The organism is Amylibacter sp. SFDW26, assembly GCF_009184395.1.
Classification (GTDB): domain Bacteria; phylum Pseudomonadota; class Alphaproteobacteria; order Rhodobacterales; family Rhodobacteraceae; genus Amylibacter.
Genome location: NZ_WEIC01000001.1, coordinates 1,117,011 through 1,137,066 on the forward strand (window position 1 = coordinate 1,117,011; position 20,056 = coordinate 1,137,066).

Annotated in this window: 18 protein-coding genes; 9 read left to right on the top strand and 9 right to left on the bottom strand. The window is 45.2% G+C overall.

Features of this window, described 5'->3' with window-relative positions; translation table 11 throughout:
• Nucleotides 1-24: 24 nt before the first annotated feature.
• Together F9L33_RS05650 and F9L33_RS05655 are read left to right on the top strand one after the other, a co-directional pair.
• Nucleotides 25-936 (top strand): pirin family protein, encoded by a 912-nt coding sequence (locus F9L33_RS05650; protein ID WP_152141735.1) that lies wholly within the window; start codon nt 25-27, stop codon nt 934-936.
• Between the two features lie 186 nt (nt 937-1,122).
• On the top strand, nt 1,123-2,142 hold the full coding sequence (locus F9L33_RS05655) for a PleD family two-component system response regulator (RefSeq protein WP_152141736.1): 1,020 nt from the start codon (nt 1,123-1,125) through the stop codon (nt 2,140-2,142).
• A 29-nt stretch (nt 2,143-2,171) separates the two neighbouring features.
• Here the strand turns inward: F9L33_RS05655 and der are convergent, their stop codons facing one another.
• The 4 genes from der to panB all read right to left on the bottom strand — a co-directional run bounded on the left by der (nt 2,172) and on the right by panB (nt 6,696).
• Nucleotides 2,172-3,668, bottom strand: coding sequence for a ribosome biogenesis GTPase Der (gene der, locus F9L33_RS05660; RefSeq protein ID WP_152141737.1), 1,497 nt, complete (start codon nt 3,666-3,668; stop codon nt 2,172-2,174).
• Between the two features lie 49 nt (nt 3,669-3,717).
• Nucleotides 3,718-5,034 (bottom strand): PQQ-like beta-propeller repeat protein, encoded by a 1,317-nt coding sequence (locus tag F9L33_RS05665; protein ID WP_152141738.1) that lies wholly within the window; start codon nt 5,032-5,034, stop codon nt 3,718-3,720.
• Nucleotides 5,035-5,078: 44 nt separating this feature from the next.
• Complete coding sequence (locus F9L33_RS05670) at nt 5,079-5,756, bottom strand: hypothetical protein (protein ID WP_152141739.1); 678 nt, start codon at nt 5,754-5,756, stop codon at nt 5,079-5,081.
• Nucleotides 5,757-5,817: 61 nt separating this feature from the next.
• Nucleotides 5,818-6,696 carry a 3-methyl-2-oxobutanoate hydroxymethyltransferase gene (panB, locus tag F9L33_RS05675; protein ID WP_152141740.1) on the bottom strand — a complete coding sequence of 293 codons (879 nt, stop codon included), beginning with the start codon at nt 6,694-6,696 and terminating at the stop codon, nt 5,818-5,820.
• Nucleotides 6,697-6,916: 220 nt separating this feature from the next.
• On the opposite strand from panB, the gene F9L33_RS05680 reads away from it, so the two are divergent.
• From F9L33_RS05680 to F9L33_RS05700, 5 genes are all read left to right on the top strand, one after another.
• Nucleotides 6,917-7,990 carry an efflux RND transporter periplasmic adaptor subunit gene (locus tag F9L33_RS05680; protein ID WP_152141741.1) on the top strand — a complete coding sequence of 358 codons (1,074 nt, stop codon included), beginning with the start codon at nt 6,917-6,919 and terminating at the stop codon, nt 7,988-7,990.
• A 4-nt stretch (nt 7,991-7,994) separates the two neighbouring features.
• On the top strand, nt 7,995-11,372 hold the full coding sequence (locus tag F9L33_RS05685; protein ID WP_152141742.1) for an efflux RND transporter permease subunit: 3,378 nt from the start codon (nt 7,995-7,997) through the stop codon (nt 11,370-11,372).
• 8 nt (nt 11,373-11,380) lie between these two features.
• Nucleotides 11,381-11,728 (top strand): DUF6404 family protein, encoded by a 348-nt coding sequence (locus tag F9L33_RS05690; RefSeq protein WP_152141743.1) that lies wholly within the window; start codon nt 11,381-11,383, stop codon nt 11,726-11,728.
• 395 nt (nt 11,729-12,123) lie between these two features.
• The gene (locus F9L33_RS05695) at nt 12,124-12,498 is read left to right on the top strand and encodes a DUF983 domain-containing protein (protein WP_152141744.1); all 375 of its coding nucleotides are present in this window, start codon (nt 12,124-12,126) and stop codon (nt 12,496-12,498) included.
• Between the two features lie 142 nt (nt 12,499-12,640).
• Complete coding sequence (locus tag F9L33_RS05700) at nt 12,641-13,216, top strand: hypothetical protein (protein WP_152141745.1); 576 nt, start codon at nt 12,641-12,643, stop codon at nt 13,214-13,216.
• 35 nt (nt 13,217-13,251) lie between these two features.
• Here F9L33_RS05700 and F9L33_RS05705 read toward each other — a convergent pair whose 3' ends face one another.
• Both F9L33_RS05705 and F9L33_RS05710 read right to left on the bottom strand, forming a co-directional pair.
• On the bottom strand, nt 13,252-15,087 hold the full coding sequence (locus F9L33_RS05705) for an ABC transporter ATP-binding protein/permease (RefSeq protein ID WP_152141746.1): 1,836 nt from the start codon (nt 15,085-15,087) through the stop codon (nt 13,252-13,254).
• A 60-nt stretch (nt 15,088-15,147) separates the two neighbouring features.
• Nucleotides 15,148-16,176, bottom strand: coding sequence for a LysM peptidoglycan-binding domain-containing protein (locus F9L33_RS05710; RefSeq protein ID WP_152141747.1), 1,029 nt, complete (start codon nt 16,174-16,176; stop codon nt 15,148-15,150).
• Between the two features lie 89 nt (nt 16,177-16,265).
• Here F9L33_RS05710 and F9L33_RS05715 point away from each other — a divergent pair, with 89 nt between their 5' ends.
• Entirely contained in the window at nt 16,266-16,829 is a 564-nt protein-coding gene (locus F9L33_RS05715; protein WP_152141748.1) for a TIGR00730 family Rossman fold protein, read from the top strand.
• Here the strand turns inward: F9L33_RS05715 and F9L33_RS05720 are convergent.
• Nucleotides 16,826-17,689: a LysR family transcriptional regulator gene (locus F9L33_RS05720; protein ID WP_152141749.1), complete on the bottom strand. Its 864-nt coding sequence runs from the start codon at nt 17,687-17,689 to the stop codon at nt 16,826-16,828. The genes F9L33_RS05715 and F9L33_RS05720 overlap by 4 nt on opposite strands.
• A 113-nt stretch (nt 17,690-17,802) precedes the next feature.
• Between F9L33_RS05720 and F9L33_RS05725 the strand changes: the two genes are divergently transcribed.
• Nucleotides 17,803-18,783 (top strand): GlxA family transcriptional regulator, encoded by a 981-nt coding sequence (locus tag F9L33_RS05725; protein WP_152141750.1) that lies wholly within the window; start codon nt 17,803-17,805, stop codon nt 18,781-18,783.
• On the opposite strand, the gene rarD is transcribed toward F9L33_RS05725, so the two are convergent.
• Nucleotides 18,780-19,670 carry an EamA family transporter RarD gene (rarD, locus tag F9L33_RS05730; RefSeq protein WP_152141751.1) on the bottom strand — a complete coding sequence of 297 codons (891 nt, stop codon included), beginning with the start codon at nt 19,668-19,670 and terminating at the stop codon, nt 18,780-18,782. The two genes, F9L33_RS05725 and rarD, sit on opposite strands and share 4 nt — an antisense overlap.
• A 158-nt stretch (nt 19,671-19,828) precedes the next feature.
• Nucleotides 19,829-20,053, bottom strand: coding sequence for a hypothetical protein (locus F9L33_RS15740; RefSeq protein WP_193221976.1), 225 nt, complete (start codon nt 20,051-20,053; stop codon nt 19,829-19,831).
• Between the last annotated feature and the right edge of the window lie 3 nt (nt 20,054-20,056).

Sequence of the window (20,056 nt, forward strand, 5' to 3'; positions counted from 1 at the left end):
ACTTAGATACTGAAAGGACACATCATGTCTGTACGTCCCGTAAAATCGACCTCTATCGGCAATCCCACAATGGAAGGTGCTGGTGTAGAACTGTACCGCGCCTTTGGTTTTCACAACCCATCAGAACTTGACCCATTCCTGTTATTTGATGATTTCCGCAATGATGATCCCAAAGCTTTTGAAAAAGGTTTTCCATGGCACCCCCATCGCGGCATTGAAACCATTACATATATATTGTCAGGAAATGTGGATCATAAAGATAGCTTAGGCAATTCAGGTTCTTTAGGGGCTGGCGACATCCAATGGATGACATCAGGATCGGGTATTTTACACCAAGAAATGCCGCGCGGGAATGCCAATGGGCAAATGCACGGCTTTCAACTTTGGGCCAATTTACCACCTGACTTAAAAATGACTGCCCCGCGGTATCAGGATGTTGGCGCACAAGAAATTCCTGAAATCCTTGAGGATGACGGCACACGTGTAAAAGTCATCGTAGGCGATTTCTGGGGTAGATCAGGTCCAGTGGACGGTATTGCCGCTGATCCACAATACTTGGATATCTATGTACCTGCAGGTGTAAAAAAGGTTTTTCCCGTAGATACTTACAAAAAAGCTTTCGCGTATATTTTCGAAGGCTCTGGTCTGTTCGATTATGCCTCAACACCACGTGGCATCCTGACAGAAAAAGAAGTCATGGGCGAAGAGGTCAACATTCGCGACCTATCAGGTAACCGCACATTGGTAAACTTTGATACGGGCGATACTGTAACCGTCCAAGCTGGCCCAGAGGGTATTCGATTTCTGTTAATCTCGGGCACACCGATCCAAGAACCTGTCGCTTGGCATGGGCCTATTGTGATGAACACCACCGAAGAATTACAAACTGCCTTTGATGAATTAAAGAACGGGACCTTCATTAAGCCCGCTCATTAATTATTATATTCTAATTCAACACTATAGGCGTTTAATTATCAGCGATTAAACGCCTATAAAACATGATAATAAGCAAAAGCTCGCCGCTAAATCGCTCGCCCTTAAAATGCCTAATTCTTACCAAAAAAATTAATGACCGTAACTTAATTGTATTTAAAACCCTTACCGTTCCTTTGGAGAACTCTCATGAAAATTTTGGCTGTAGATGATGACAATTTTATTTTAAACATACTATCAACACTGTTGGCTGAAGCAGGTTTTCACAGCGTTGAAACATGCTGCTCTGCAAAAGATGCTCTTGTTAAGATAGAAGATGAAACTTCCGAATTCGATTGTTTTTTCTTAGACATTCAAATGCCAGAGATGGACGGAATTGAACTTTGTAAAGCAATAAAAACAAACAAACGTTTTACGAACACGCCAGTGGTAATGCTTACCGCTCTTTCCGATAGGTCATACATTGATAAAGCGTTCGAAGCAGGTGCAACAGACTATATCAACAAACCATTTGACGTCACGACTGTAGGAATAAGAGCACGTATTGCTGAAAAGCTTATCTTAGCACAAGATATCCTCCACGAACGTACAGTTGCCCCAGCAAGAACAACCTCCAAAAAATATGAAACTACGGCCGACGAACCAATACAATATACGCTTGCATCAGAACGGTTGTTTCAAGAACCGCAATGGTTTGAAGATATTGATGGTGCAATACATTATAATGCACTCACGAATTATTTGAACCAATTATCGAAATCTGGTCTCAACAACACAAATGTCTTTGCCATAAAAGTAGATGAAGCTGAAAAGATTAACATCAAATCCACTCCTGATGACTTTCTAAGAATATTAAACGAAATTGCTGAAATAATTGCCACTACTCTACGCTCTAAAGGGTTTTTCTTAATATCGTATGCAGGTGGTGGTCATTTTATATGTATTTCACATAGTGAGTTCTTCGAAAATGAACAGAATGCAGAAGACCTTATGCAAGATGCTATGAATACCTCAACGGTACTCTATGAGAATGGCGAGCCTGTTAATATAGGCATATCGATAGGAACACCTTTAAAACCACTTACAAGCAAACATAAACAAACTGCACGCATATTCAGAGTATCAATTGCTAGGTCAGAAGCACGTTATAATGAGAAGCAAACAGCTTCGCTTTTCATTACAGAAGAACCTATATCTCTATCAAAATGACAGTTTAAGACAGAAGGGTTCGTGTTAAACTATCTCTTAGGCTCACGCTTATTCCGTACAGGACGGTTGATATCCTTCTGGAACTTGCCTTCTTGGTGCTTGTTCAGCTTGGTTACACGCTTCTCTTTCTTATCCGCATAAGGGTTCTTATCGGATTGCGAACGTATAAACAGGCGAATTGGTGTGCCAGGCATATCAAAGCCTTCACGCAGACCATTCACCAAATAACGTTCATAACTGGTAGGCAACAAATCAGCATGCGAACACATCGCCACAAAGGTTGGTGGACGTGTTTTAACCTGTGTCATATAGCGTAAACGGATACGACGACCACCTGGCGCGGGCGGTGGGTGCATTTCAACCATACCCTCTAACCAGCGATTCAACTTTGATGTGCCAACACGGCGATTCCATGTTTCATGGGCGGTCATAATCGCTTTATGCAAGCGGTCCAGTCCACGGCCTGTTTTCGCAGACACAGTTACCAAAGGTGCGCCGCGCAGCTGTGGTAACAAACGCCCAAATTTTTCACGCACATCTTTCAGTTTTTCTTGCTTCTCTGTCTCAACATCCCACTTGTTAACAGCAATCACCACGGCACGGCCTTCGCGTTCTGCCAAATCGGCAATACGCAAATCTTGTTGCTCAAACGGGATTTCAGCGTCCAATAGAACGACAACAACTTCAGAGAATTTAACGGCCCGCAGGCCATCAGAGACTGATAATTTTTCTAGCTTTTCCTGAACCTTAGCTTTCTTTCTTATACCAGCCGTATCCCAGATACGGATTGGGACATCTTCCCAGTTTAGGTTCAAGGAAATCGCATCACGCGTAATCCCCGCCTCTGGCCCAGTCAGCAAACGATCATCTTTCAGTATCTGATTGATCAATGTCGACTTCCCCGCGTTCGGGCGCCCCACTACAGCAATTTGCAACGGTTTCTCTTTTGAGATAATGCGCTCGCCACCTAAACCGTCTTCGTCGATTTCAACGTCTGTCTCAGGCGTGCTTTGTTCTTGGCGTTCTTTGAATTCTTCTTCGATTGGGCGTAACACATGCGCCAATTCATCCATGCCTTCACCGTGTTCAGCAGACAGTTGAATAGGTTCGCCTAAACCAAGTGAGAATGCATCGTAATACCCGACCTCACCTGCTTTACCTTCAGCTTTATTCGCCGCCAAGATCACACGCGCCGCTTTTTTACGCAGGATTTCCGCAAACACGCGGTCCGCTGGTAAAACGCCATCACGCGCATCAATCATGAACAAACACACGTCTGCCATGTCCACAGCACGTTCTGTCAGCATCCGCATACGTCCTTGCAGACTTTCATCGGTTGCTTCTTCTAGACCAGCCGTATCAATGATTGTGAATTTCACACCAGCAACACGTGCATCACCTTCGCGCAAATCGCGTGTCACACCCGGTTGATCATCGACCAAAGCAAGCTTTCTGCCGACCAAGCGGTTGAACAGCGTTGATTTGCCCACATTCGGACGCCCAACAATGGCTAGTGTAAAACTCATGGCTCTTGGCCCCTTCATCTCTGAAAGAGCCCCTTACAGGGCTATTGACCTATTTGAAAGCGTGTAATTGCCCATTTCCAGATAGAATATACATTGTGCCGCTCACAATCGCTGGCTGAGACGCGGCTCCACCAGGGATTTGTACATTTCCAAGTGCTGCACCAGTTGAGGCGTTAAAGCTGCGGATTTGGCCATCACTGCCAGCTACGACCAAACGGTTACCAGCCAACACTGGGCCGTAATGCACATTTGCTTCACGGCGGCGTTTGCCGTCTTTAAGATAACCTGGAAGTGGTACAGCCCACATTTCAAGACCATCTGCGGCACGTAGACGTTTCAACTGAAATTGATCTGTTACCAAAAATAAGGAATCGCCTGTCGCCCAAACAGGACCATAAGATCCTTCGTTAACGGTCCAATTCCGTTCTCCAGTTTCACGGTTTGCAGAAATAAGGCGACCAGCTTGGTTCGCGGCATAAACCGTATCACCTGTAATCACAGGATCGCTTGATATAGCGCCAACAAAACCACGAGCATTACCTTTACCACCGCCAGAAACAGCAGCACTCCATGTGCGTGCACCCGTTTTAACGTTGGCACCGACCAGTTCACCAGAACTAAATGGAAGCGCTAGGAATTCACCAACTGCGGCTGGTGCGCCAGCACCTGACAGGCCAGTCGCAGGCCCACCACTGCGAATTTCCCATTGAATACGACCATTCGCAACATCCAGAGCAATCGCTTTATTATTCAAATTCACAGCAATAATAAGACCATCGATTACCAATGGAGCCGCTGAAATAGACGCATCCGTTTTGTGGCGCCATTTGATGGCTCCTGATGCAGGGTCAATGGCAATCACTTCGCCAAAGCCTGTTGTTGCAACGATTAGGCCATTGCCATAAGCAATACCACCACCAGAAGCAGCCCCACCTTTATCCCAAGGTGGCGTTAAATCTTTTACCCAGACAGGTGTTCCTGATGTACTGAAAGCACGCACTTGTGAATTCGAATCCATGGTAAATACACGCCCCGCAGCCACAATTGGGTCAGATGTAATACGTGCTTTTTTACCATTGCCCGAACCAATATTTGCGGACCACGCACGTGTAAGTGCTGTTCCCAGCGCAGGATGTGCAACGCGGTGCGCTGTTGACCCGTTCTTATGTGTCCATTGTGCATAGTTTTGCTGCGTAGGTGCAGCAAGTTGCGTCACTTCTGCAACCTCAACGACTTCTTCAGCTTCACCACGTAAACTCAGGCGTTCACCTTGCAATATTTCTTCTTTTTTAGCACAGGCCGCTAAAGCAAGGCTTGCTGCGATTGCTAATGTCAGAGTTTTGTAGTGAACTCTTGATGTTGTCATAGTGAGAACTCTCTTATTGCCTGTTGTTACGCGTATTGTGCAGTTTAATTGTCAGAAAGCAACTGTGGAACAGATGGAAGTTCACCGCCCAATGATACCAAAAGCTGTGTCGCGCGTTGTTGAATACTTGGAGACACTTCTGACTCTTGCAAAAGTCCGCTCAGCAGTTCAATTGCCCCTGCCTTATCACCCTCATCAAGTTTTGCCACAGCCATTTGCTCTAATGCCATAGGCCGAAACGGGTTGCCAGGTATTGCCAATTGATCCAAGGCTGCCATTCTTGCAGCTGGATCTGCGTCTTTCCCCCGCAACATAAGTGCCTTGAACGTCGCCATATCCCGATAGATCGTATCCAATGTGTCAGAAGCCGCTAAACTGTCCAATGTTGCCAATGCAGCATCTTTTTGACCGTCTTGCACTTGCAAAGCTGCTTTTTGCAAAGCCAATACAGCAAAAGATGCGCCAGCATCCTTGGACAAACTATCAAGCGCAGTAATTTGTTCTGCAGTATTTTCATTTGAAAGTGCTGCTGTAATTGCATCACCACGCGCTTGTGCTACCGCTTCCGCTTGAGACTTAGACCATTCTAAATACGCAGCTCCACCAACTGATCCGACAATCACAACAGCAGCGATCCATCCGTATTTTTTGAAATACCCAAAAAGTTGATCCTTACGGACCTCTTCTGTCACTTCTTCGATAAAACCGTCTGTATCACTCATAGTGGGCCTCTAAATATTTTGGCAGACTTTAAAAGGAAAAACACCCGAATGCCAAGTCAGATTAACTGCTTTCTTTGGCCTTATATGTATGTTCGTCCGTTGGAAAGGCGCGTTTGCGAACTTCTTCTGAATATCGTGTGATCGCGTCACGCATCATATCTTCCATATTCCCATACCGCTTTACGAATGTAGGGACGCGCGGAAACAGGCCTACCATATCTTCAAACACAAGGATTTGACCGTCACATTCCACAGATGCGCCAATTCCAATCGTTGGTATGGACACTGCATTTGTAACCTCATTTGCCAATCTCACAGCAACACCTTCTACAACTACAGAAAACGCCCCCGCGGCTTCGACTGCTTTGGCGTCAGATACAACCGCATCAAACTGATCTTGCTCGCGTACAGCTTTAAATCCACCGGCCGTGTTCATTTGTTGGGGCATCAAACCAATATGTGCCATCACAGGAATACCACGTGTCGACAGGTATTCGATTGTACCGGCCATTTCAGCGCCACCTTCAAGTTTCACCGCCGTACATCCCGTTTCTTTGATGATCCGTGATGCATTGCGAAACGCCACTTCTGGACTTTCTTCGAAGCTGCCAAAGGGCATATCCACCACAACCAACGCTTTTTCAGCGCCGCGCATCACGGCTTGGCCGTGCATAATCATATGTTCCATAGTCACACCCAACGTGTTTGGCATACCGTGGATCACCATCCCCAAACTATCGCCAACCAAGATCATATCTGCCTGTTCATCTACCAAACGGGCAACATGTGCCGTATAGGCGGTTAAACAAACTAACGGATCACCACCCTTACGTCCTGTGAACAAAGGCACCGTCATTTTCTTCTTTTTTGCATAATTTTCGGAAATTTGATCAGGATCAGATACAGCCAGCTTTTTTGATATAGTGCTCGTTGTGGACATGATTATAAGACCTTTTTAAAGATAGAATACGGTATTTCGTCATATTAACCAAAGTTCTAGAAGAATAATATATCCAAATGTAATCCATGTGGACGTTACGTAACGTACATGAATGAGACAAAAACTGCGCTTGCAGGTGGTTTTGACCAAGCGTAGGCTTTGCCTGAATTATAAAGGCCAAAGGGGAAATATTTTAAACCCCTACTTCGAGGAGTATTAAATGCGCCCTGTTCCAATTATACTTGCCTTATTGGTTTGCGCTGCAATTGCGACATTTGTTATTAAAGGTGGCAACTCTGCCGCGCCTAAAGAAGATACACCTGAAAGTAGCCCAGCCATTGCAGGAGAATTCCCACCAGTTTCTGTATTAGTACAAAAATCCGTGGCACAACCTGTGACCAGCGGCATTGTCTTACGCGGTCAAACCGAAGCATTTCGTCAACTAGAAGTCCGTGCAGAAGTGGATGGTAAAGTCATCTCACAACCTCTTCGCAAAGGGACGTTGGTGACAGAAGGTCAGTTGTTATGCGAGTTGGATGTTGGCACACGCCAAGCAGCAATTGCAGAAGCAAAAGCGCGTTACGAAGAGGCAAAAGCAAATAATAAAGGTGCTGCTGGCCTTGTGCAAAAAGGTATCATATCTGAAACAGCTGCGTTTTCACGCGAAGCTGCTTTAGAAGCGGCCCAAGCTAACTTGGACCGTGCCCAGCGCGAATATAATAACTTGAAGATCAACGCGCCATTTTCTGGCCTCTTGGAATCTGACACATCGGAATTTGGATCGTTCATTCAACGCGGCTCTCCATGCGCTACGGTTTTGCAGCTAAATCCAATGAAATTGGTAGGCTTTGCCACGGAAGAGCAAGTTGCGCGCATCACTGAAAATGCGCAAGCAGGTGCACGCCTGCTGTCTGGCCGTCAGGTTGAAGGCAAAGTGACTTTTATCTCACGCAGAGCGGACAGTGTTACACGTACATTCCGTGTAGAAATCACTGTGCCAAATGATGATGGTAAATTGCGCGACGGTTCAACAGCAGATATTTATATCGCTTTATCTGGCGAAAAAGGCCACATCATTCCACAATCTGCACTGACGCTGAATGGTGATGGTATTTTGGGCATTCGCGCTGTGAAGGATAACAAAGCTACCTTTTTACCCATCGAGGTTATCCGCGATAGCGCTGAGGGTATATGGGTGTCTGGCTTGCCAGCAGAAACAAATGTGATCGTTGTTGGCCAAGAATATGTAACAGATGGGCGTGAAGTATCCGTAACCTTTAAAGAGGAAAGCTGATAAAATGGTAGGTATTGTCGATTGGGCCTCTTCCCGCGCCCGAATGATCATCGCCTTTATTTTGATGTCATTGGCAGCCGGTTGGTTGGCCTATACAGGATTACCCAAAGAGGGTGAGCCAGATATTGATATTCCTTTCCTATTCGTTTCAGTTCCTTTCCCAGGCATTTCAGCAGCGGATTCTGAAAAACTGTTGGTCAAACCCCTAGAGACAAAGTTGAAGGAGCTGGAAGGTTTAAAAACCATGACGGCCACGGCTGCCGAAAACTATGGCGGCGTCGGCATGGAATTCGAATTCGGCTGGGACAAAGAGGCCGTGATTGCCGAGGTTCGTGATAAAGTCAGCCAAGCTGAAGCTGAATTTCCTGAGGGCGCTGAACAATATACGATCAATGAGGTGAATTTTTCCCAGTTCCCAATCATCGTTGTATCTCTTTCTGGTGGCGTTCCTGAGCGCACATTGCTGCGGGTTGCAAAAGAATTGCAAACGGAACTAGAGGGATTATCCCCGGTTCTGGAAGCAGGTCTTGCAGGGCATCGTGACGAGATGCTTGAGGTGTTGATCGACCCATTAAAACTAGAAGCATACAATGTAACTGCAGGTGAATTACTCAACGTAGTTCAAAACAACAACCAACTGATCGCAGCTGGTGAAGTCGAAACAGATAGTGGTGCTTTTGCAGTTAAAATTCCATCTTCATTTGATGAACCTCAAGACGTTTATAACCTTCCCGTTAAGGTGAATGGTGACAGTGTAATCACTTTGGGTGATTTGGCTGAAATCCGTCTGACATTCGAAGACCGTTTGGGCACGGCGCGTTATAATGGCGATGCAACAGTGGCCTTGCAGATTGTAAAACGCAAAGGCGCCAACCACATTGAAACCGCTCAATTGGTGCGCGATACTGTGACAAAAGAGATGGAAGAATGGCCACTAGAATTAAAGCAAGCTATTCGTGTTGATTTCACATTGGATCAATCCAAACAAGTTGCCAGTATGATTGGCCAACTTGAAGGGTCCGTTCTAACAGCTATACTACTTGTGATGATCGTGGTTCTCGGTGCTTTGGGTATCCGTTCAGCCTTATTGGTTGGCTTTGCCATTCCAACATCTTTCCTGTTGGCCTTTGCATTTATGGCTGTTGCTGGTTTGGCGATCTCGAATATGGTGATGTTCGGCCTGATCTTGGCTGTTGGTATGCTCGTTGATGGTGCCATTGTTGTAGTGGAATATGCAGACAAACGCATCCGTGATGGCGTTGGCCCCATGCAGGCTTATGTTGCCGCTGCAAAACGCATGTTCTGGCCGATTATATCATCTACAGCAACAACGCTTTGTGCTTTCTTACCAATGCTATTTTGGCCAGGTGTTCCAGGCGAGTTTATGCGCAATTTACCGATTACATTGATTTACGTACTTGCAGCGTCCTTACTTGTAGCGCTTGTGTATTTACCTATCGTAGGTGGGGTTGCGGGACGTTTGACGCGCCTATTGGAAGACATATCAAATTCTCTACGTAGCAACCAAACAGTAACAACACGTGTTACATTACTGATTATTACTCTTGGCCTTATCTTAGGCAGCATTGTGCTGGTTATGACAGGAATGATTGCAGCCGCTGTTTTGACATTACTTCTTTGTTTTGGATTATCAGCCATTGGTGGATCATTGACACCAGAGAATAAAGTCGCGGATCGTGATGCAAATAAACGCACACCATTTGGCAAATTCATCCAAGGCATCGTAAGCACTGCTTATATGCCATTAGTTGCTATCCTTGCCACTTTCGGTTTTGTGGCAATCACATTCATGACCTTTACAAATAACAACAAAGGCGTTGAATTCTTCGTCGATCAAGAGCCTGAAAACGGCATCATATATGTGCGTGCGCGTGGCAACCTCTCACTTGAGGAAAAAGACAAACTTGTACGTGAGGTTGAGACCAGAGTGGCATCTGTAAAGAATGTAGAATCTGTCTTTGCATTCGCAGGTGAAGGCGGCTTGGATCAAAACACTGGTGGCGCGCAAGCTCCATTAGATACAGTTGGACAAATCCAGTTCGAGTTGGACGATTGGAAAGTGCGTGGTACTGGCACTGGTCAAGCCATTTTGGACAACATCACCGAAGTCATACAAGTTGTACCTGGCATTCAGGCTGAAATCCTTGTCGATGAAGATGGCCCTGCTGCGGGCAAAGCATTGAACTTACGCGTGCTTGGTGACAACTGGCCAGATTTGCTGAAATCGGCGCGTTTGGTTCGCGCGCATTTCAACACAGTACCTGGCTTGAAAGACATCGAAGACACAACACCCCTGCCCGGCATTGATTGGCAGATTGATGTGGATGTCGAAGAAGCAGGCCGTTACGGCGCTGACGTTGCATCCGTTGGTGCCATGGTGCAACTGGTCACACGCGGACTGCTGCTTGATACAATGCGCGTAGACAGCTCCGAAGAAGAGATCGATATCCGTGTACGCGTCCCTGAAGAGGACCGTTTATTATCCACATTGGACAGTTTACGTGTACGTACCGCAACAGGCCTGATCCCACTGTCAAACTTCATCAGCCGTACACCTGTATCGCAATTGGGGCAAATCAACCGTGTAGATACAGCCCGCTATTTCGATGTTAAGGCCGATGTTTTGGTCGGCGTAAATGCAAATGAGAAAATTGCCGAAGTGACCGAATGGATGGAAAAACAAGACCTTCCAGCTGGCATCGATTGGGAATGGTCTGGCAACCAAGAAGACGAAGAAGAAAGTGGTGCATTCCTGCAAAAAGCTTTCATCGGCGCTATGGGTTTGATGTTTGTGATTTTGCTGGCGCAGTTCAATAGTTTTTATAACTCTATATTGGTTCTACTGGCTGTGGTCCTATCCACGACAGGTGTTCTGATCGGTATGATGGTTATGGGGCAACCGTTTTCTATCATTATGACAGGGACAGGTATCGTGGCCCTTGCCGGCATTGTAGTAAACAACAACATTGTTCTAATCGATACTTATCAGGAATACTCCACACGCATGCCAAAACTAGAGGCTATTGTGGCAACGGCAGAGGCACGTATTCGCCCTGTTCTGCTGACAACAATCACAACTATGGCTGGCTTAACACCTATGATGCTGGGGCTCTCTATCGATTTTGCCGACGGTGGCTACAGCTTGGATGCGCCAACAGCATTATGGTGGAAACAGCTGGCAACGGCTGTTGTCTTTGGCCTTGGTATTGCAACCATTCTTACTCTTGTTTTGACCCCTGCTATGTTGGCACTGCGTGTTTGGGTTATGGCTTGTGTTAAGTACCTATCAAACGACACAAAAAAAACGGGTGGTAAAAAACTAAGCCTTCATGATACGGCTTATGCAGATATCGCAAAGTAAGGGCTATTATGAGCTATGAAGAGAAATACCAAAAAGCACTGGCCGAATTAGAGGCCAGCGGCATTCGCAAAGCGCATTACTTGCCTGTGGGTCATAGAATATCCAAACACTTTGGGTCACAGTCACGTCCGCCACATTATAACACTTTTTACAAGAATGCTTTTTCCATGGGTATCTGGTTTACCGTTGGTTGGGGCATTGGTATGTGGATATTGGTTTGGCGTCATGCTGACAAAATATATTCCGAAGCGATTACAGCGGCTGGCTTTGCTGGCATGATCTTTGGTCTTGCGATGGGCTGTTTTTACAAGTTCATGGCACGCAAGAATAACCTAAGCGATTGGGACGACCTGTAAGCCGATCAGCGTACGCTGCCCTAATAAAACCATAACACTTTTCACAGTATAACATCCAAGTCGACAAAGTGGTTCACGGGTTTTCAATGGGTGTGTGACAGCACCATATGCGAAAACCACCGAAAAAACGCTAGATTAGGTGCAGGATTAACGCCCCTGTTCGGCTTTATACCCACATCAAGAGGCGTTTCAACACAATAGAAACGCATAGGTGGCGCCACCTTCTTATAATCTTAACACAACAAATCCTGACGAAATACGATCATCCAATACCGTTGATTGATGCATTTACATGTCTGCTATGCACAAAACTCTGCGACTTTTTTGTGCATGTACAATGTCGTGATAAGGTCGATAGTGAGGACTATATAAACTCCTTATGGGATGATGATATTATGTCTGAGAATGTGCAAACACAAGAACGTGATTTTAAAGCAGCTGTTAAAGATGGCTTGGCTTTAAAATGCCCAAATTGTTCCAAAGGGCCGCTTTTGTATAAATACCTAAAGGTCCACGACAGCTGTTCTGTTTGCAATCAAGACTTAAGCTGTCAACGTGCTGACGATGGTCCCGCATATCTGACAATCCTATTCGTAGCCCATTTGGTTGGTTTTTTAGCCCATATATTAATTTCCTATACAGCCCTATCAAACATTGCGCTATTCTTGGCTTTATCAACTGTAGCGACCATATTAGCCCTTATCATATTACCCCGCATGAAAGGCATGATCATAGCTATTCAATGGGCCAAGCGGATGAATGGGTTTTAGAAATAAAGCGCAAACATAATACCTGCGTTTTCCCATACATATCGATCAAAATTGATATGCCATAGATTATACGTTGGCCTTTATATTATTGACCATTACATCTCTGATAATTACTTTATCATAAATGATGGGGGGGTCACTGATGCAAAGCTTGCTGAAAATTGTATTTTTTATTTTGATTTTCACGACAAGTGCCAGTGCAAAAAACTTCAAGTTAGATCCAAGCTCGGTGGTTTTAGTGCAAGAGATTGACATTACCTCAGTGTGGTTGTGTCCAGTTTCACAAACAGGTCAATTCGAAACACATTGCAAAAGAAACAACCATTTGTATTTCTACCTAGAAGGTGGGCGACGTGATTTTATCACTGAGGGAAAAACTGGATATTACGGTGTAAAATCCATCAAAAGCAAAAAAGCAGGAAGATATGCTTATACCCTTGGTCGTATTACATCTGGATCAAATATAACCACTTATAGTATTAAAGATGAAACTATGATCGCAGATGTAAGTTCTGGTACAGTTCTCATAATGCCTTATTCATATGGTTTACCACGAAAAACATTAAACAAAATACTAAAGCAAGTTAAATCTATCTTTAGAAAAAGATATGGCAGTGTCGCCGATCAAATGACTTATAAGATCATGGAAACAAAGAAGATATCCTGTACTAAGTCTAAAATTGCATTCAACTCTGGTCAAAGCTGCACGCTGCGTTAGGTGCAGAAAAGATTACGATTCCACAAAGCCTTTCCCTAAGCCACCTCAGCACCTTGTTCATCTTCATCAGCCAACTGACGGTGCCACATTGTTGCATAACGGCCGTCGCGGGCTAAAAGCTCATCATGTGTTCCTTGTTCAGTCACATGCCCCTCTTCTAGAACGATGATTTGATCGGCATCTACAACAGTAGACAAACGGTGTGCGATGGTGATGACAGAACGCCCCTCACCCATTTGGCGTAGGCTTTCTTGGATGTCCCGCTCAGTTTCTGTGTCCAATGCGGATGTGGCTTCGTCCAGTAACAAAATTGGCGGATTTTTCAACAATGTCCGCGCAATCCCCACACGCTGTTTTTCACCGCCTGACAGCTTCAAACCACGTTCACCTACAGTGGTTTGATATCCCTCAGGGAGGCTCATAATAAAGTCGTGGATTTTCGCAGCTTTTGCTGCCTCAATAATATCAGCTTCGGATGCGCCAGCGCGACCGTAAGCGATGTTGTACCCAACCGTATCGTTAAACAGCACAGTATCCTGTGGAACAATCCCGATTTGGGCGTGTAGGCTGTTTTGAGTAATGTCACGCACGTCTTGTCCATCGATGCGTAATGCCCCAGTACCCACATCATAGAAACGGAACAACAAGCGACCAATTGTGGATTTACCTGATCCAGAGGGACCAACTACAGCAACTGTTTGACCTGGCTCCACGGTTAAGTTCAGGTTTTTCAGAATTCCGCGATTTTCGTTATAAGCAAAATCAACATTATCGAACTTAATCTCACCCTTGGTAACTTCTAACCCTTTGGCATCTGACTTATCAGTAACCTCGGCGGGTTGTGCCAACAAATCAAACATTTCACCCATATCCACCAAAGCTTGGCGAATTTCGCGATAAACAGTGCCAAGGAAATTCAGCGGCATGGTGATTTGGATCATGTAAGCGTTGACCATTACAAAGTCACCAACCGTCAGATCACCGCGTTCCACACCGATTGCTGCCATAGTCATCACCAACACAAGGCCGATGGTGATGATTAGCGACTGGCCAAAGTTTAGGAAACCCAATGTATAGTTGGTCTTTAATGCTGCTTTTTCATATCCGCGCATACTGACGTCATAACGCAACGCTTCGCGTTCTTCTGCGCCAAAATACTTTACGGTTTCAAAGTTCAACAAACTATCAATGGCTTTTTGGTTCGCATCTGTATCCAGATCATTCATTTCCTTGCGAATACGTACACGCCATTCGGTCACTTTGAATGTGAACCAGATATAAATACCGATGGTGACAACAATTACGGCCAGATACCAAACATCGAAGAGATAGAACAGAATACCACCGATAAAAATCAGCTCTAGGATCAACGGACCAATAGAAAACAGCATGAAACGCAATAGGAATTCCACGCCTTTGACACCGCGTTCAATAATGCGGCTTAGCCCACCCGTTTTGCGGGTAATGTGGTAACGCAATGACATCGCATGGATATGTCGGAAAGTTTCCAACGCAAGTTGGCGTAAAGCACGTTGGCCAACTTTGGCGAAAATCACATCGCGTAATTGGTTAAATCCAACAGCAAGCAGGCGCATAACACCATATGCAATTGTAAGCCCAACCGCCCCTGCTGTGAGCATGAATACGGTTTGTGGTTCACTGCTGTCCGGCGCCAAAGCATCCACGGCAGCTTTGAAATAGAACGGTGTGGCTACGCCTACAATCTTTGCAACGAAGAGCGCTATTAAAGCGAGAATGACACGGACTTTGACTGACGTATCACCAACTGGCCACAGATACGGTATTACCTTGCGGATCACCCGCATAGCTTGTTCTTTGTTCACATCCGTTTCAGTGATTGTAGATGGCATACCGCTCTCTCCTGTATACCTTATTTAGGTCGAGAAAACAGGATTGACCAGTGCTAAAACTTACTGTGTTGGCAGGTCAAAAATTTGACCTGGGTAAATTAGGTCGGGGTCTTTGATGATGTCACGGTTAGCTTCAAATATTTGGACATAACGTATCCCGTCACCATATCGATTTTCGGCAAGTTGCCACAGTGTGAAACCTGGTTGAATGGTGACATTGGTTGCTTTGCTTTTGCTAGATGCGACAACCTTTTTTGCAGCCTCTTTTTTGAAAGGGCTTTCGACACGTTCTTTCACGGTTCCAGCCGCATCTATAGTATCCACTCTTAGGGCATATACACCCTCAGGAACATCAGAAAGTGTGATTTTCCACTGGCCATTGTCTTGTATTTTTTCAACCTTATTTGGCTTATTATCCAAATATAATCGAACAAAACCATCACTATTACCACTTCCAGCCACAATCACATCACCCACATCGTCATAGACGATTGTATCTAACGAAAGGGGTGCATCCTTGGCTTTTCCTGATGGCTCAGTGACTGTTTCCTCTGCCGTTTTAACCTCGGCTTTAACCACCTCTATGCTTTCTCGTTTTGCCACAATAATCTTTGGTGCAGCCTCTGTATTTGGAGCAACGGGCATGACCAAAACTTGTTCAGTGGAAGCCTGTTCGAAACCTGTGTCATCAATAGAGATCAAAGAAAGTTCGCGCGGATCAGTATCCGCAGGCAAGTCAAACAGCGCCACGAAAGAACCGTCGTCATCTGATTGACTTGTTGCGATTTCTTGCCCGTCTAGGCGTACGCTAACAGTGATGTTTGCAGCGGCTTTTCCTGCCACAACAGCAGCACCTGATTTGTCTATGCGAACGATATCAAAGCTGGGTAATGTGGCTGCTTTTGCCGCGGACTCTTCAGTGACAACAGGATCAGGTGGTGCAATCAATACATTTTGTGCCGCTAACCCAGCAGGTTCATCTGTAACTGCTGGATCGTCAACAATCACATTATAAGCCGTTACCATTGCCACAACCACAACGGCACTTGCCCCTGCTATTGCCAAACCTGATGATAATGATGTCGCCAAACCCTTGCCCTTTACAGCTTATGTCGTCACCATGTTACACAAATCATACATCAAATCAAAAACAGATTTTCGTTAACTAAGGCTCCACTATGACTAATGTTCCCAAAAAATCTATTTGCATCTTTTGTGGTTCCCGCAGTGGAACCCAACCCGAATATGGCGCAGCAGCTCGTGAAATAGGAACACGCATTGCCAATCAGGGCCTGCGTTTGGTTTATGGTGCGGGTGATGTTGGCCTGATGGGAAAAGTTGCAAACGCCGCACAGGACGCTGGCGGTGATATTCTGGGGGTTATTCCAGAGCATTTGGTGAAATGGGAGGTTGGCAAGATTGATTTGACCCAATATATCGTCACCGAGAACATGCATGAACGCAAAAAAGTTATGTTTATGAACTCTGATGCGATCATCACCCTGCCTGGTGGCCCTGGATCATTGGATGAGTTGTTTGAGGTGCTGACATGGGCGCAGTTGGGTCAGCATGAAAAGCCGATTTATTTGTTGAATGTTGCTGGGTATTGGGATCCGTTGATTACGTTGATCGAACATCAAATCGCACATGGGTTTGCGGCACCTTCATTTCGGGAATTTTTGAAGGACTTTAACGATGTAAATACGCTGTTTGCACAATTGGAAAAAGATATAGCGGATTAATCTATCCACGAATCAGTATAAGCTTTCAGTTCCTTTAACGCAGCAACCACATGTGGGTCATTGCGTTTGCGTATGTGAACCATGGAATAGAGCGGTTGTGGAATAACAGGCGCGTCTTTGACCACTTTCAAGTTTGGGATTCTGTCCGCCACACTGTTCAACACAAAACTTGGTAAATAGAGCGTCCCACCACGACGTTTTAACTGTTCTACGGCAAAGTCATCATTACCAGCGCTTAGAGCTGGATAGCTGAGATGGCTGAGTTGTTCATCGTGATGGCGTGAAAAATATTCCGTATAGGCCACTTTTATATAATCCTCGATGCGGACATCTTTTAGAAATTCTGCTGTGGTTGAAACCATAACATATTCATCACTACCGACCTCTGAAACGATCAAGTCAGGCAAGTATTGCGGTGCAAAAAGCAGGCCAATATCACATACACCTGACAGCACATCCCTTTGAATTTGATAAGAAAAGTTGATTTCAATATGCAGTGCAAGATCAGGTACATTTTCTTGTAAATCATCAATCCAATCCAAGAAGAACGAGCGGATCAAACTGTATTGCGCTGAGATATAAAGACGGCGGCTTAACTTATTTCCGCCTTGCTCCACATCGCGTTTCGCATGCCCCCATAGGTTCAACATAGAGTGGCAATGGGTTTCAAATCTGATGCCAGAAATCGTGGGTTCTGCACCGCCACGTCCCCGTTCGAAAAGGCGTGTGCCAAGCTCTTCTTCCAGTTGTCTGATGCGCGCGCTGACGGTTGATTGGGTGATATTCAACCTGTCCGCAGTGCGGTTAAAGTTGCGCGTTTCAAGCACATCTAAAAAGGTTTTGATAAGCAATTGGTTCATATTCAATCGAATAAACCGATTGATAATGACAAATCAACAATATTTTTAAACTGATTAACCTTTGATAGTATCACCGAAACTTTAAGAACGTATTAAGTGTAGAGGAGTTTACAATGGATCGTAGCCAATATGAAACTTGTCATTTCATCTTTGTTTTGACGGAAGGATTTTCGCAATCCAGTTTGTCGAACTCTATGGCGGTTCTAAACACCTGTAATCGTATTTTAAAGAGACAAGCCTACTCTTGGTCTTTGATCAGCGAAACGGGTGATGCCGTTACCAGTTCATGTGGTGTGCCAATTGCGGTAAGCAGCGGTTTATACCCAGTGAAACGTCAAGATTTTATTGTGCTTTTGAGCAGTGCGGATAATCCACAACTACAATCCAAAACGTTGGTGAATTGGGTGCGCCGTGAGAGTATGAAACGCCCAAGAATTGCTGCATTAGACACTGCAACATATATTTTGGCTGCTGCTGGGTTGTTGAACAACCAGAAATGCACGTTGCACTGGGAAAGTCAGGATGCGTTTAAGGAATGCTATCCTGATATCGATTTGGTCAATCAAATATACACTACAGAGCGTTCAATTTTCACCTGTGCTGGCGGAACTGCCGCTATGGATATGATGCTGCATATCGCAGAAGAAGATCACGATGGTGAAACGGCGCGCGATATTGCAGATCACTTGATTTACGTTTCCTCCCGCAGCCAAGACGACCGTCAACGTATTTCGTTGACGGGCCGTTTTGGCATCCGCAATGCACGTTTGGCAGATGCGATTAACCACATGGAAAATAATCTGGAATTCCCACTGACACCTGCGGAACTGGCAGCAAAGATCAATGTATCTGTGCGTCAATTGGAACGGATATTCAGCCGATATATGGATTGCCCACCCAAGCGGTTTTATATGACGCTTCGTTTGGAAAAAGCACGCCGTTTGATTGCCCAAACAGATATGAGTTTGATAAACATTTCAATGGCTTGTGGTTTTACATCCACATCGCATTTTTCACGGTGGTATAAGCGCCATTACGGTATGCAACCATCGAAGAGTGACAGCTTTACAAACCGTAAGACATTAGCAGCTTAAGGCGCTTTGCGGAGAGATTGATAGGAATAGAGCCCCAGCGCCGTCCATATGATGGCAAAAGCGATGAAGTGCCATTGGGTGAAAGGTTCCATGAAGATCAAAACGCTGACGCCAAATTGTAATGTTGGGTTTAAATATTGGACAAGACCTACTGTTCCCAGTGCCAATCGTTTCATCGAATAAGACATAAGCACTAGGGGCCCGGCTGTAAGTGGCCCAACCAACATCAATAGCACGGTATCCCATCCATGCCCAAAAAAACCACCTTCGCGTCCAACCAAGCCTTGCCAGTTTAATTCGTGGACACCGTAAAGCCAGATCAAAGCCAATGGAGCCAACAAGATAACTTCACACATTACTGATAAGACGGGGCCGCAGGAGAGTGACTTTTTGCTAAGACCATATAGCCCCATTGTGATTGCCAAAATCAGGGAAATCCAAGGGGCTACACCTAAACCTAAAGTGAGCAAGACAACGGCTATAAGCGCCATAGAAACGGCAACCCATTGTAAACGGCTTAAACGCTCGCCAAGAAAGAGGTAGCCAAGTGCCACAGCGACCAATGGGAAAATGTAATAGCCCAAAGAACTTTCGACCAAACGGCCGATTTGGACAGATAAGATATAGGCGAACCAGTTAACCGATATCATCAAGGCTGCGATTGCTATGATGAACAGCGCGCGTTTTTGGCACAAGACTTCTGCAACTTCGCCTAAACGTTTGGAATAAGAGAGTAATACCAAGAGAAAGACTAACGACCATATAGTACGGTGGCTCAGGACCTCTAGTGGAGGAACATGAGCGATCTCACGGTAATAAAGTGCTGATAGCCCCCAAATCGTGCAGGCCAAGACCATAGCTGCAATACCTTTGAACTGTTCAGACATATGCCACGGCCTTTTTTGTGTATGAAAACACTGTCTTTAATGACTGAAGGGGTCAACACAGGAATTGTATCAATTTTAGATCACATGTTATCGCTTTTAAAAAGCTTGGAGGTAAAATGACTCTGTGTTGCTTACTCAAGTATATGAGTTTACAAAAATCAACCTAACACCTGACAGAAACCGCGTTTATTTTCCAGCAGAGGGTTAGTAAACGCTTGTGCTTTTTCAGCTACATCACTGCCAGTTTGAGGGAAAAAGAAGATATTCTTATATTCATAAAAAAAACTTATCACCTCCATCTCTTGGAGAAGGTAACGCCATTCCATAGTACAAAAATAAAACCCCGCCAGCGGGCTGGCGGGGCTTTGAAACGCGTCGCACATCTT